The following is a 12,093-nucleotide window of genomic DNA, read 5'->3' as shown; positions in this document are numbered from 1 at the left end:
TTTCAGTATAGTTGAGCTTATTATTGACTAGAGTCATGCTCCCCCAGCTACGCCCTGGATGAGGCGGTGGTGGACTACTATTACCGGGCAGCTCACCAAGCGGGGGCTCAATTTGCCCCCCGTTCTTTTCTCACCGGCAAGCTCAACTTGCCCATCGAAGACGACTTTCGCGTGGTGGCCAAGCCCATGGTTCTGGTCTGGGGAGAACAGAACCGCCTCACCGGTCCAGAACAGGCAGAGCGATATCGCACCTTGCGCCCGGAGGTGCCGATATACCGGTTGCCAGGGGCTGCTTTTCCGCACATTGAAGCGCCGCAGACCTTTTTGTCGGTGGCTTTGCGCTTCTTGGCCGAAGCCGATCCTGCTCTACCGGGATGACGGACAGGGGATCCCTTTGCCCCTTGGAAGAAAACAGCTGGGGATTGACGCAAGAAGCAGCCCTGACATCAGGGGGAACGACCGTACTCTCGGCTGACGCGACCACCCCCAGCCACTTCCCTGAGGGGAAAGGGGAGTTGATACAAGCCCGGCAACTCAAGTGGGCTCCCCGGCCTTATCTTCCCAGGGATCACCATCCACAGGAGTGGAGCTGGAAGGAGGAGGGGCAGGCTCAGAAGGAGGGGCCTCTTCTTTGGCATACTCCTGTTCCCAAGCCGGTTGTTCGGGGGCGGGTGCGGGCTCAGGCGGGCGTGGACGCACAGGCTGCGGCTCAGGTTCAGGCTCTTCTTCTGCGTAAACGTCTTCTTCTTCGGCTTCGTATTCCTCGTCGTATTCTTCTTCGTAATCTTCCTCGACGGCGGAACTCTCGACAGCACTGGGCAGGGCAGGAGCAGGGCTAACTCCGGCTTCCCAAGGGGGCTTGCCGATTCCCAGGGTTTCCAAAATCCCCTTGGCCAGTTGGGTTAGGCGGGTCTCAGCGCCATCGGCAACAATAAGGCGATCCCCGCCCACAGAGACAATCTCATCGGTGGAGAGCAGATAGGTGCTGAGGATGAAGCCGGGTAAAAAGGTGAGGCCGAGGTTGGAGAGCACCAAACCCGTGATGATGCCGGAGACGGAGTTGAACTCAAAATCCTTAACTTTGCCGAGGCGGATCCCTTCTTCGGTTACCACCTCGCTGCCAACCACGCGACTCAGGCCCTCCAAATCCAAGTTATCGAAAACTTCTTCGCTGGGGACAAGAACTGCATCCTGACCCAACGCTGTTACTTGCCGCAGCTCCATCAAACGGGGGGATCCGGCAAAGGCTTTCTCCAACACCCCCAGCACCAAGACCTGCTTGGCTTCCAGATCCGCCCAAACTTCGCTGACTACCCCAAGCCGGGCTGCGTTGCCCTGGCTGATCACCTGCGTTCCCAGAACCTGTGACCGCCGACGAACCTCTGATCGCACCAGCGCAACAGATCCTTTCCCAGTCGTCATGATGGTTTCCCCGTCGTAAGTCAAAACGTTCCCGTTGTTGGGCTGCGTGTCTGACACAGTTCGCCAGAATTAAGTAAGTTAATAGTACCACTGCCTGTCTCCTCCCTCGCGGGCTGCCCAGGTGGGATCCCGGCCAATCTGCCTGCTCCAGGCCAGAAACTGCTCTGCCATCGCGCCCAGGGAATAGTGCTCTTCTGCCCGTTGCCGACAGCGGCTCCTGTCGATGTGATCTAGGCGCTCTACAGCCTCTGCCAAAGCTGCCACGTTGTCCGGCTCGACGATCCAGCCGGTTTCTCCATCGCTGACAATTTCCGCGGGCCCACCCCGGCGGTAGGTAATCACCGGCACGCCACAGGCCAAAGCTTCCACCGCCACCAAGCCAAAGGCCTCCACCCACTTGGGGGTCATGATCAAGGCTGAGCATTGCCCCAAGATCCGCTGCATTTGCGGGGTGGGCAAAAACCCTCGGTAATCCAATTGGGCATGCGGGTACTGCTCTTGGATCTGCTGCCAGTAGCCTGGCTCTTGCAGGTGGCCTAGGATCACCACCGGCCTTCCCGTCTTCTCGGCTAGGGCAGCACAGTCTTCCAGGCCCTTTTCGGAGGCAATGCGCCCAATCCAACACAGGGATCCATTCCCCTGGGGCACAAAGTCGTAGAGGCGCAGATCCACCCCGCAGGGCAGATAGACAAAGGGATCCCGACCTGCCGCCATCTCGGCTCGGGCAAAGGCAAAGGTCTGGGCTTGCGCCCGCGAATGCACCGCCAGCCGACCAGGGTAGCGATGGGCAATGTGCTCTAGAGCCTGATCGACGGCATCGCTGAGGGATCCCATGCTGACGATGTGGGCCACCGGGGTGCGGAAAAAATCCGTCAAATAAAACGAGAGCCAATCGTAGCTCCAGTTCACGATTAGATCGAACTGATCTTGCAGGTGGGCAGCCCGCTGCCACAGGTTGGCCAGCAGAGAGGGGGTGTGGATCAGAACCGGCTGATCGCGGCGCTGGGTTTGCGCATAGGCCGGGGGAAGGCCCGCCACCGGCTCGATCACCTCCTCCGGCAACTCCGCCATTCGGGATCCCACAGGGGCCAACACCCGCACTTGGGATCCCATCTGGAGTAAGACACGCGTCAGGTTGGCAAGATTGAGCTCCACACCACCACCGGCCCCGGATCCCAGAGGTCCAACAGGGGTGGAGAGGAACAGGTAGCGGTAGGGACGAGCCATAGGGAGAGCCTCGGTAGCTCAGCCCATTATCTTCTCAATCCGGATACCCGACTCCTTTTGCCTGGCCTCAAAGCCCACAGCCTGCCCAGAACTTTACGAGGCTTTGGCTACAAAAATTTCTCCCTTCTCCACCTTGACCTTGTAGATGGCCAGGTCTGCATTGGCCGGGCCACGGGTACGGCTGCCATCGGCAGCAAAAGCCGAGCCATGACAGGGGCAGACAAAGTTCTCCCCCCGCCAGTTCACATCACACCCCGCATGGGGACAGGCGGCATCCAAAGCCAGCAGAGAATCTTCTTTTTGCGGATCCCCGACCAGCCAGAGGGTGGCGGTGTTTTTCCCAAAGGCGTTTTCCACCTTGAAGGGGCCATCTTTGAGATCGGCCAGGGTGGCAACTTTCACAAACTCAGGCTCAGAAGCCTTGGAGCCAGAAGCAGTTCCCTGGGCCAGGGCAAAACGGCGCCGGGCAAACCCAGGTAACCAACCCACCAACGAGCCCAAACCGAGAGCCAGCCAGCGAAGAAAACCGCGACGATTGTTGTACATGGCCATGTGTCCTTGGAGGTGTGCAAAATGTGCGTCATGAGCCAGCAAAAGCCTGACCCCTTCGGAAGGGATCCCAGTGCAAATGCTGCCCTTAACATCTTGTTACACCAGAACGGTTTCGGCCAGGGCCAAGCCGCACTTTTTCCGGCTAGAGTACGCAGCAGCAGGCATCTTGGTTGCTTCATTGATTTGGCCGATGGGATGGGATGGGATCCCTTTCGGCTGTTGTACGCCTGGAGCCTAGGGTCGGGAGGTAAACAGCTCAGCAACCGTGCAGACAAAGCCGGGCAACAGGGGAGAAGACAACGCATCCTGAGCCAACAGCGTTTCTACCAAGACCAACTGGGCCTGTTGTCTGCGATACACCTCTACTCTCTGAGCCAGCCGATCGACGATCCAGTACTCTTGCACCCCATACACAGAGTAGAGTTTCCGTTTTGCCAAGCGGTCTCGATCCTCATGAACTTTTCCAGGTGATAGGACTTCAACCACCAGCTCAGGGGCACCCCGAAAATGTCCTGCTTCATCTTGAATCTGTGATAGCCGCTCATAACTAACCCAAACAACATCGGGAGACACATTATCAAATTCGGAAAAGAGGATCCCTGGCATGATTGAGGGTTCTCCCAATCCTGTTTCTAGCGACCACCGATGCAGTGCGGAGAACAAACACCCGATAATGTGCTGATGTTTGTGATGAGGAGAGCGAGTCACCAGCAGTTCTCCGTCGATGATCTCGTAGCGGATCCATTCATTCTCTGGAAGAGCCTCGATATCCCGAGTGGTCCAGCGTACTTCTGTAGCAGTCATTAGCTATCCCTATAGCAATAAATGGTGCTATGCCCAGGGCACCCTGCTGCTGTACCTACGACACTGGGCCGACAACTGCAACGCTGTCGCAACAGCGGGAACCGCACTTGGCGTAGCCAAATCTTAGCCCAGGATCCCGTTCACAGAAGCGAGACGGAGTCCTTCCTCTCTAACCACGACGGCTCAATGGGTAGAGCTTCTACGGAGCTGAACTATCGGTTGAGCTATCGTGTGGGGCTAGTTGGGATAGATGCGCAAGCGGCGGTTGGGCTCTTCGCCAAAGCTTTGGGCCCGCAGGTGGTAATGTTCCACCAACTGGTGTTGGAGCTTGCGGATCAGAGGCGAACGGGGCAAAAGTTCCACCGGCTGAGACTTGGGAATGACAATTTGCTCCACCGCCAGGCGGGCTTCTTCCAGAGCTTCGGTTTCATCGCCTGAGCTGGCGCGAATGAACAGCTCCAGGTCGGAATCGGATCCCTCTTCGCTTTCAATGTTGAGAATATGGCGCAGGGCGCGAGCCAGGGCAATCAGAGTATTGGCCTTGACGGTGTGAATCGGGATCTGGCGGGAGTGGGCCATCTGCTGGATCTTGGAACGGCTACGCACTTGGGATCGCAAGGCCAAGACAATGTCTGCCTCGTCTAGATCTTTGGTGACATCCGCCGACAGTTTCAGGGTTTGGATCACCTGCTCCAGGTAGAAGCGGCTCACTCCGTAGGGGTAGATCATCAGCGGCCCATCCGGATTCTGCTGCCGTCCTGTCGGGGCTAGGGCGGATCCCTCCCAGTCCAAATCTTCTTCTCCGTCAGAGCCGGATTCTACTCTGGATTCGGCCACCACCTGAGGGGCAGGACGGGATCCCGCCGGCGTTAGCGGGACGGAGTCCTCTCGCCTCTCCAGGAGCAAACCCGATTCTCCTTGCTGCTGCGAGCGACTTTCAAGCGGCTCTGAAGGCAGAGCTTCCATCCGTCCAGAGCGTTGCCATCCTCCCCGCTCCCGTGCTGCGGAGATTGTGCTGCCGGCAGGGGGCCATTGGGGGCCAGATAGAGCCGGGCGCCCGTTTGCGCCAGCGGTGCTCCGCACTATCACCACCTGGCCGTGTTCGTCTAAACTGCGGGTTTGGGTCAGCGGCTCGCGGTTGCGCAAGAGACGATCCACAGTGGCGGCCACATCTTCGTGGATGACCCAGCGGGATCGCTCCAGCATCTCTATGGCAATCTCAAACGTAGGGGGAGCTTTGCGCTCCAACACACTCTTTTGAGAGCCGCGCCGCCGCGCCTCTTCATCTCCTAGGGTGACGGATTGGATCCCGCCTACCAAGTCGGAGAGGGTGGGATTTTTGATCAGGTTGTCGATGCGGTTGCCATGGGCGGTGGCCACCAGTTGTACCCCCCGCTCGGCAATGGTACGAGAGGCCAAGGCTTCCAGTTCGGTGCCGATCTCGTCGATGACCACCACTTCGGGCATGTGGTTCTCCACCGCCTCAATCATCACCTTGTGCTGCAGCTCTGGGCTGGCCACCTGCATCCGTCTGGCCCGGCCAATGCCCGGGTGGGGCACATCGCCATCGCCGGCAATCTCGTTGGAAGTGTCGATAATAACCACTCGTTTGCCCAGCTCATCCGCCAGCACACGGGCAATCTCCCGCAGGGCCGTGGTTTTGCCCACCCCTGGTCGGCCCAGCAACAGCATGGAGCGCCCCTGTTCCACCAAGTCGCGGATCATGCTGATCACGCCGATAACGCAGCGACCCACCCGACAGGTAAGGCCGATGATCGTGCCTTGGCGGTTGCGAATGGCACTGATCCGGTGCAGGGTAGAGGCAATGCCTGCGCGGTTGTCACTGCTGAACTCTCCAACCCGGCTGATCACCTGATCCAAGTCGGCCCGGGTGATCACGTCTTCTGAAAGGTAATCGGCAAAGCCGGGGAAGCGGGCTTCGGGGCGGCGACCCAAATCCAGCACCACCTCCACCAACCGATCCAAGTGGGGATGCTGTTCTAGGCGCTCACGAATCGGAGCAGGCAGGATATCCAAAAGCTTACTCAGGTCGTCGCTGTATTGAACCTGGCCGGGAAAGCCGGTACGTTCACGTAAGCGGTGCGGAGCACTTTCCGGATCCATCGACGGACTTGGGGTTGAGGGCTGTACGGGGAAACTCATGGCTGAGCAACGTCGTTAAACGCAGGAAAAACAGGTTTGCCTAAAAGCAACGGATCGCCGCTTTACTTGCTGCACCAACTGCTTGGCCAACGGGATCCCTGCCACCAATCCAGGATTCCATCCTGACTCCGATGAGCTGTGGGCTGGCCCTTCCAGATAGGCTGACACCAACTGTCGCGCGTAGCTGCCGAAGGCTACCCCCGCCACCGGCCATCGGGGATCCAACAGCGGCAGCGTTTGGGCATTGGTTCCTCCCGCCAATTGCACATAGCCTGGCAGACCCATATTCAGTACCTTCTCGGCCAACTTTAGGGCAGCTTTGCCGGTGCCAGCTCCAATATCCCCACTCATAGGCCGGCCATCCACCTGCCAGATCAACACCTCCGGCAAGGGATCCATAAGAGCCAGCAAATCCCTCAAGTAAGCCTCTAGGCCCGGGCCATCGTTAAAGCTAATTGAGATTGCCTGGAGCTGAGGTAGCCAGGGCTTCAGGGATCCCCACAATTGCTCGAATGACCTCTGGCGACCAATGCAGGTGTGGATCTCCACCGCCTGAATGCCCAGCTCGACCAAAGACGGCAAAACTTCTGACAGAGCCACTTGGTAGCCGAAGGTAGCAATGCGCCGGTGGGGGCAAACCGGCTCACAGCGCCCACAGCCGTAGCACAGCTCTGTCTGGATGTGGACTTGAGCAGGAAGGGCTGCCTGTGTCAAGGCATGGGGAGGACAGACTGCCAGACAAGGCTGAGGACAGTCGGCAGGACAGACGGGAGCCGTCAGCACCGCCTTGCGGAAATGGACGTCTTCGCCGTCATTGACGCTGACCATCAACCAAGGGGATCCCGCCTGGGGATCTTCGGCTTGTGCCCGTTGGATCCCTTCTTGAGCGGCCCGCACAATGGCCGGATCGGCAGCAACATCAATGCAATCTGCCCCGGCCAGCGTGTAAAGGAAAGCCAGCTCCCGAACCGAGGGCAAGTGGTGGAAACTTGCGCCGCAGATCAGCTTAAACCAAGTACCCTGTTGCAGCGAGGCGGTTGGCAAGGTCACAGGCACGAGAAACCGCTAGCAGGATGGGGATCTGAGCCGCAGGCCATCTACTTGAGATGGTAGCAAAGAAATTTCCAGGATCCTGAAGAGAGGTTCAGGCGCTCTGCAGAGGTTGCCAACGAATTGACCGTTCTCGGCCCAGTTCCACCACAAACTTCACTCCCTTGTCTTCCCGACTCAGCTTCACCAGGTAGGAGAGTTCCTGTTGGCTGAACACATGCCCTTCGTAAAACCAGAACACCAACCCCTTAGCTTTTGGGGGCAAGGTGGCCCGATACTGCTCGATCAACGCGGGAAAGAAATAGGTGCGCCGCTCCGATTTGCCCAGCGTGGCAGGCCGTACCCCATGAATGCACGTCAAATAGCTGGCCAGATCCCCGATTCCCTTGCTGGAGAGCGTGACCACCTCATACCCGGCTCCGCGCAGCCGCCGCAGGTAGTGCCCTTCGGATCCCCCCTCTGGGGTTACAAAGATGGCCAAAGCCCCAGATTGCTCCAGTTGCTGCACAAACTTTGCACCTGAGCCGACCAGCAGCATAGGAAGAACTCCATGACTCGTCTAGGGTTGGACAAGCAGCCCACCTGCGCTCATTGTAACGGGATGGCGCCTGAAGCTGGGGATAGAAGCTGCCAATGGAACCCATAGAATACTGGCTATCTCCCTGTTTTGCAGAAGGGAGCGTAAAGAAGGGTTAAGATACGGGTAACCTGCTTGCAGGTCTCAACCCACAGGTGGCGGACGAAGACGGATGGATCCCCCTAGTAGGGATGGCCTCCCCGCCACTTACACAGCGACAACAGATGAACCTCATCATGCGACGACGCGAGCTGTTGACCTTGGCGGTGGCCGGGTTGATTACAGCACCCCTCAGCTTGGCAGGAGAGCAAAGAGCAATGGCCCAACAGACTTATCCCTTCACCAAAACCGACGCCGAGTGGCGGCAACTGCTCACCGAAGAGCAATACTATGTGCTGCGCCAAGAGGGCACTGAGCCCCCCTTCCGCAACGCTTACTACGACAACAAGGCCCCAGGTATCTATGTCTGTGCCGGCTGTGGTCAGGAGCTGTTTTCCTCGGCGGCCAAGTACGACAGTGGCACCGGTTGGCCCAGCTTTTGGGAGCCGATTGCTCCCCATGTGATCGGCACCAAGACGGACTGGAAATTGTTTGTGCCCCGCACGGAAGTCCACTGCTCTAACTGCGGTGGGCATCTGGGGCATGTGTTTCGGGATGGCCCCCCACCCACGGGTTTGCGCTACTGCATCAATTCTGCTGCCCTCAAGTTCATCCCAGCCACCACTTAGAAATCCTCTTGGCTCCAGCTAAAACTGAGCCGCCTGTCTGGGTGAGCCTATGTCGGACTACACGTTCCTGGATGCTGCTTCGATTCTGCTGCGGGAGGGCCTGGAAGCTCTCTTGGTGCTGGTGGCGCTGCTGGCCCTTTTGAGCAAGAGCGGGCAATCGGCTCAGAAGCGCTGGGTGTGGCTAGGGGGATCCGCGGGCTTGCTGGCAGCGGTGATGCTCGGTCTGCTGGTGAAGCTGTTTTTCCAGCAGATGCTCACCCACACGCGACAAGAGGTGCTGGAAGGGATCACCGGGCTGGTGGCAGCAGGTTTGTTGTTCTCGGTCAGCCTTTGGTTGCACCGCCGGGCTGCAGTGGCTTCTTGGCAAACCTTTGTGCGGGAACAGGCGCAGGCGGCACTGGCCACCGGTCAAGTGTTTTCCTTGGCTTTTCTGGCATTTATGGCGGTGTTTCGCGAGGGGGCGGAAACGGTGCTGTTTTATGTGGGGTTGGCCTCTTCCCTCTCGGCAAAAGATTTTTGGGCGGGGATCGGCCTGGGATCCCTGGTGTTGGTGGCGGTGGCGATCTTGCTGCTGCAGGTGGGGCTGAAATTGCCGCTGGGAGTTTTTTTCCGGGGCCTGAGTCTGCTGGTTTTCTATTTGGGCTTTAAGTTTTTGGGCAGTGGCCTGCACGCTCTGCAGGTGGCGGACTGGCTGCCCATCACCCCCCTGGTCGGGATCCCAAAGCTGCGCTGGCTGGGCATATATCCCACTTGGCAGACGCTGCTCCCCCAACTGCTGCTGCTGGGAATAGCCTTCGCCTTGTGGGTGAGGCAATGGCTGCGGGCTGATTCTGCTCAGAGGCTTTCTTCGTGAAAAACGCTCTCCACCGGCACTGGGGATCCCATAAGCCATAAGTTTGATGAATCCCTGTCCTGGTTTTGATGGATGGCAATGATGCAGGTCACAATTTCATAGTCGTTTCAGGTTGGGACAAGGCGACCGAGGTACTGGGAAAAGCCTTCTGGCCCTGTGCATCTAACGTTTTAAGTGCGGGTGCAGTGTCCTGGTTTGAATCAAAATGACCCTAAAAAGAAAGCGCTCTGTACGTCGCGCCTGAAACCGCACCCAGTCAAGCCTTCCAGTCCAAGAAAGCAAAGCCTACCGGCAGGGATCCGGCAGGCCGCTGGATTTTGTCGGAGATCCCCAGTAGGAAACCCTGTCGATCGCTACGGAATCGACAGAGAGCATCCACTCTGTGGGGTTCCCGAGAATCAGGTATCGTAGACCCGGCATTCAACAGCATCTGGGTTTTCAGCGCAGTGCTGCTCTAGGCTGCTGGGAGTCCTCGGCTGGTGGCTGCGAGCTGCCAGCACTTCTTCAACTGCGTCCCAGGCCGCACGGCAGTGGGGATCCCCTTCGCCGTACTCAGAGCAGACGTTGCGAGCATTTTCCAGCTCTTTGGCGATCACTTCAGACAGTCCCATGTTCTCAAGCTCCTTTAGACTAGATGGGGCCGGTGGCCCGCTGATGTAACCGGTTGACGCAGAACCTGTAGGGATCCAGCGTAATCCCGGATCAACAAGTAGAAACCAGCCGATCCAGACGGGGAATGAGTCCAGGATAATGACCTTGTGCCAACCGAATTGATCAACCGGATACATTACCCATTCTAAACAGTGACGGCAGGGGGGTGCAGCTGCGCTTTCGCGATCTCTTTGGGATCAGGATGCGCAGGGATCCCTCAGGCCCCAAACAGTTGTTCAATCCGTTGCCGCACCTGCTCTGGGGATCCCTGTTGACGCACTTGGCCTTCCGAGAGCAAAATCGCCCCATCTGCCCACTCCAGTTCTGCCAGCCGATGGGTTACCCAGAGGGCGGTGATGCCTTCTTGATCCACCAGTTGCCGGATGCACCGCAGCAAATCCGCCTGGCTGTCGGGATCCAACAGGGCTGTGGGCTCGTCCAAAAGCAGCACCTCGCTGCGCCGGGCCAAAGCCCCTGCCACTGCCACCCGTTGCTTCTGTCCGCCGCTGAGGCCGTGGATGGGCCGACGGATCAGGTGCTTTAATCCGACTTGCTCCAAGGCTGTTTCCACCCGCTGGTGAATTTCCGCCAAGGTCAGAGCCTCTGCTCCCAAGCCAAAGGCCACATCGGCTCCCACCGTGGGCATGAACAGTTGGTGATCCGGGTTTTGAAACACATAGCCCAGCCGACCGCGAATCTCCAGGTGGCCCGAAAGGGGCTGGGGATGGGTCAGGGATCCGGACAACAGTTGCAACAAAGTGGACTTGCCGCTGCCATTGGGCCCCAACAGCATCCACAACTGGCCCTTGGGAATGACAAAACTGCACGCCTGCAAAACCGGCGGACGTTCCGGCCAAGCAAAGGTCAGGCTCTCCACCCGAATGGCCACCTCAGACATGGGGATCCCTTAGCGGCAGAGAGAAAAGGGCTGTCCTCAGCTTTGCAACTGAGCCAAAAAACCGGGACGGGTTCCCATAGGGCTGGCGCCGCCCGACTTGGAAGTCATTTGCACGCCACATAGCTCACCGGTGAGCAGAAACACCTTTTTGCCGGTGCGGTCACAGGTCAGCTCCAAACTCTGAGGGGATCCGCTCCGCAAAGCATTGACGATGCTTTGGTAGGCCCGGTTGGCCGCTTCTTCCTCTTTTTGATGGACAACGATGGGGGCAGGGTTCCCTTTCAGGAGCAGTTCCAGAGTGTACATGGCTGACCGTTGCGTAGTGGGCCGTGGGACAAAAGAGAGGCACCCAGAGGACGCCGTTGGCGACAGCAGGACGAAGTCCTTTTCCAGTGACGAAGTCCTTTTCCAGTATCGCAGGTTGGGCCAGGGTACCGGCAGGCTCAACAAATGACGGGGGAGTTTCTCTCGCCAGATTAGGCCAGGCCGGTGCCGAGAAAAGGCAGCAGGCTAATCAGCAACAGGCCCAACGTGGCCAGGGATCCCGCCAAGAAGGAGAGGGATCGCCCAATGGGAATATCGGCAATGTAGAAAAAGTTGTAGAGCAGCCGCGCCAGCAGAAACACCCCACACAGCACAGCTACCCCTTCATCTCCGCTGAGGCCAAAATACCAGGGATCCGAGTGAGGGCCGGTGATGTAGGCGATCAACGCTGCTGCCGCAAACATCCCAAAGGTCTCAAACCCGTTGGCGTGGGCCCAGGTGGCCCGTTGCCCGTAGGGAGGTAGCCTATCGAACATAGCCCGAGGGGCATGCAGGTCGTAGCCGACGCGGGCACGGGCATAACCCACCACCCCCATGGGCAGATAGACCAAGAGCATGGCTGCCGCAATAGAGAACAGGGGGATAGCTGCGAGAGGAAGGCTTGGCAACATAAGGCAAAAGGACGGTGCAAGATAACAGGGGAGAGGAAGGAGCCCAGCTCGGGCAGGAGCTATTGCCGGGAAAATCAACACCAGAACCATTATCCATCTATCGGGCTGTCTATCCAGGCAGATGCTTGCGTCAGCTAGAAATCGCAGGAGCCCCGCACTGTACCTGTAGGGTCAGTGTCGGGAGGAATACGGAAGTTATGATAGAACCATGACCCAAGTCCTGACCGTATCCT

At 58.4% G+C, this 12,093-nt stretch carries 14 protein-coding genes; 3 read left to right on the top strand and 11 right to left on the bottom strand.

Annotated elements, in window-relative coordinates; translation table 11 throughout:
• Window positions 1-66 precede the first annotated feature (66 nt).
• Window positions 67-378 carry an alpha/beta fold hydrolase gene (locus NW843_RS04085; RefSeq protein ID WP_414522192.1) on the top strand — a complete coding sequence of 104 codons (312 nt, stop codon included), beginning with the start codon at window positions 67-69 and terminating at the stop codon, window positions 376-378.
• A gap of 156 nt (window positions 379-534) precedes the next feature.
• Here NW843_RS04085 and NW843_RS04080 read toward each other — a convergent pair whose 3' ends face one another.
• From NW843_RS04080 to ndhN, 7 genes are all read right to left on the bottom strand, one after another.
• Window positions 535-1,392, bottom strand: a complete 858-nt coding sequence (locus NW843_RS04080; RefSeq protein WP_414522191.1) for a PRC-barrel domain-containing protein — start codon at window positions 1,390-1,392, stop codon at window positions 535-537.
• Between the two features lie 108 nt (window positions 1,393-1,500).
• Complete coding sequence (locus tag NW843_RS04075) at window positions 1,501-2,649, bottom strand: glycosyltransferase (RefSeq protein ID WP_414384084.1); 1,149 nt, start codon at window positions 2,647-2,649, stop codon at window positions 1,501-1,503.
• A 93-nt stretch (window positions 2,650-2,742) separates the two neighbouring features.
• Window positions 2,743-3,201 (bottom strand): ubiquinol-cytochrome c reductase iron-sulfur subunit, encoded by a 459-nt coding sequence (locus NW843_RS04070; RefSeq protein WP_414522190.1) that lies wholly within the window; start codon window positions 3,199-3,201, stop codon window positions 2,743-2,745.
• A 234-nt stretch (window positions 3,202-3,435) separates the two neighbouring features.
• Entirely contained in the window at window positions 3,436-4,005 is a 570-nt protein-coding gene (locus NW843_RS04065; RefSeq protein WP_011434179.1) for a Uma2 family endonuclease, read from the bottom strand.
• 237 nt (window positions 4,006-4,242) lie between these two features.
• Complete coding sequence (locus NW843_RS04060; RefSeq protein WP_414522189.1) at window positions 4,243-6,168, bottom strand: R3H domain-containing nucleic acid-binding protein; 1,926 nt, start codon at window positions 6,166-6,168, stop codon at window positions 4,243-4,245.
• A gap of 15 nt (window positions 6,169-6,183) precedes the next feature.
• Window positions 6,184-7,218, bottom strand: coding sequence for an LdpA C-terminal domain-containing domain (locus NW843_RS04055; RefSeq protein WP_414522188.1), 1,035 nt, complete (start codon window positions 7,216-7,218; stop codon window positions 6,184-6,186).
• 94 nt (window positions 7,219-7,312) lie between these two features.
• The gene (gene ndhN, locus NW843_RS04050; RefSeq protein ID WP_414417381.1) at window positions 7,313-7,756 is read right to left on the bottom strand and encodes an NAD(P)H-quinone oxidoreductase subunit N; all 444 of its coding nucleotides are present in this window, start codon (window positions 7,754-7,756) and stop codon (window positions 7,313-7,315) included.
• Window positions 7,757-8,031: 275 nt separating this feature from the next.
• Between ndhN and msrB the strand changes: the two genes are divergently transcribed.
• Window positions 8,032-8,523 (top strand): peptide-methionine (R)-S-oxide reductase MsrB, encoded by a 492-nt coding sequence (msrB, locus tag NW843_RS04045; RefSeq protein ID WP_414384090.1) that lies wholly within the window; start codon window positions 8,032-8,034, stop codon window positions 8,521-8,523.
• 49 nt (window positions 8,524-8,572) lie between these two features.
• Complete coding sequence (locus NW843_RS04040; RefSeq protein WP_414522187.1) at window positions 8,573-9,376, top strand: FTR1 family iron permease; 804 nt, start codon at window positions 8,573-8,575, stop codon at window positions 9,374-9,376.
• A 398-nt stretch (window positions 9,377-9,774) separates the two neighbouring features.
• On the opposite strand, the gene NW843_RS04035 is transcribed toward NW843_RS04040, so the two are convergent.
• The 4 genes from NW843_RS04035 to NW843_RS04020 all read right to left on the bottom strand — a co-directional run bounded on the left by NW843_RS04035 (window position 9,775) and on the right by NW843_RS04020 (window position 11,860).
• Window positions 9,775-9,987, bottom strand: a complete 213-nt coding sequence (locus tag NW843_RS04035) for a CP12 domain-containing protein (protein ID WP_011434185.1) — start codon at window positions 9,985-9,987, stop codon at window positions 9,775-9,777.
• Between the two features lie 257 nt (window positions 9,988-10,244).
• A complete protein-coding gene (locus NW843_RS04030; protein WP_414331746.1) occupies window positions 10,245-10,925 on the bottom strand; it encodes an energy-coupling factor ABC transporter ATP-binding protein in 681 nt (226 codons plus the stop codon).
• 36 nt (window positions 10,926-10,961) lie between these two features.
• Window positions 10,962-11,231 carry a hypothetical protein gene (locus NW843_RS04025; protein ID WP_414522186.1) on the bottom strand — a complete coding sequence of 90 codons (270 nt, stop codon included), beginning with the start codon at window positions 11,229-11,231 and terminating at the stop codon, window positions 10,962-10,964.
• A gap of 170 nt (window positions 11,232-11,401) precedes the next feature.
• Window positions 11,402-11,860, bottom strand: coding sequence for an MAPEG family protein (locus NW843_RS04020; RefSeq protein WP_414344246.1), 459 nt, complete (start codon window positions 11,858-11,860; stop codon window positions 11,402-11,404).
• Between the last annotated feature and the right edge of the window lie 233 nt (window positions 11,861-12,093).

It is taken from the genome of Synechococcus sp. R5-12 (genome assembly GCF_047502655.1).
Taxonomy (GTDB): Bacteria; Cyanobacteriota; Cyanobacteriia; order Thermostichales; family Thermostichaceae; genus Thermostichus.
Note: the sequence above shows the minus strand (reverse complement) of the source record. Positions and strands in the feature narration are given on the sequence as shown.

Excerpts from the sequence above, each read along its gene's own strand:
- NW843_RS04075 (WP_414384084.1), bottom strand. The coding sequence starts at position 2,649 with ATGGCTCGTCCCTACCGCTACCTGTTCCTCTCCACCCCTGTTGGACCT.
- NW843_RS04070 (WP_414522190.1), bottom strand. The coding sequence starts at position 3,201 with ATGGCCATGTACAACAATCGTCGCGGTTTTCTTCGCTGGCTGGCTCTC.
- NW843_RS04065 (WP_011434179.1), bottom strand. The coding sequence starts at position 4,005 with ATGACTGCTACAGAAGTACGCTGGACCACTCGGGATATCGAGGCTCTT.
- NW843_RS04060 (WP_414522189.1), bottom strand. The coding sequence starts at position 6,168 with ATGAGTTTCCCCGTACAGCCCTCAACCCCAAGTCCGTCGATGGATCCG.
- ndhN (WP_414417381.1), bottom strand. The coding sequence starts at position 7,756 with ATGCTGCTGGTCGGCTCAGGTGCAAAGTTTGTGCAGCAACTGGAGCAA.
- msrB (WP_414384090.1), top strand. The coding sequence starts at position 8,032 with ATGCGACGACGCGAGCTGTTGACCTTGGCGGTGGCCGGGTTGATTACA.
- NW843_RS04040 (WP_414522187.1), top strand. The coding sequence starts at position 8,573 with ATGTCGGACTACACGTTCCTGGATGCTGCTTCGATTCTGCTGCGGGAG.
- NW843_RS04035 (WP_011434185.1), bottom strand. The coding sequence starts at position 9,987 with ATGGGACTGTCTGAAGTGATCGCCAAAGAGCTGGAAAATGCTCGCAAC.
- NW843_RS04030 (WP_414331746.1), bottom strand. The coding sequence starts at position 10,925 with ATGTCTGAGGTGGCCATTCGGGTGGAGAGCCTGACCTTTGCTTGGCCG.
- NW843_RS04025 (WP_414522186.1), bottom strand. The coding sequence starts at position 11,231 with ATGTACACTCTGGAACTGCTCCTGAAAGGGAACCCTGCCCCCATCGTT.
- NW843_RS04020 (WP_414344246.1), bottom strand. The coding sequence starts at position 11,860 with ATGTTGCCAAGCCTTCCTCTCGCAGCTATCCCCCTGTTCTCTATTGCG.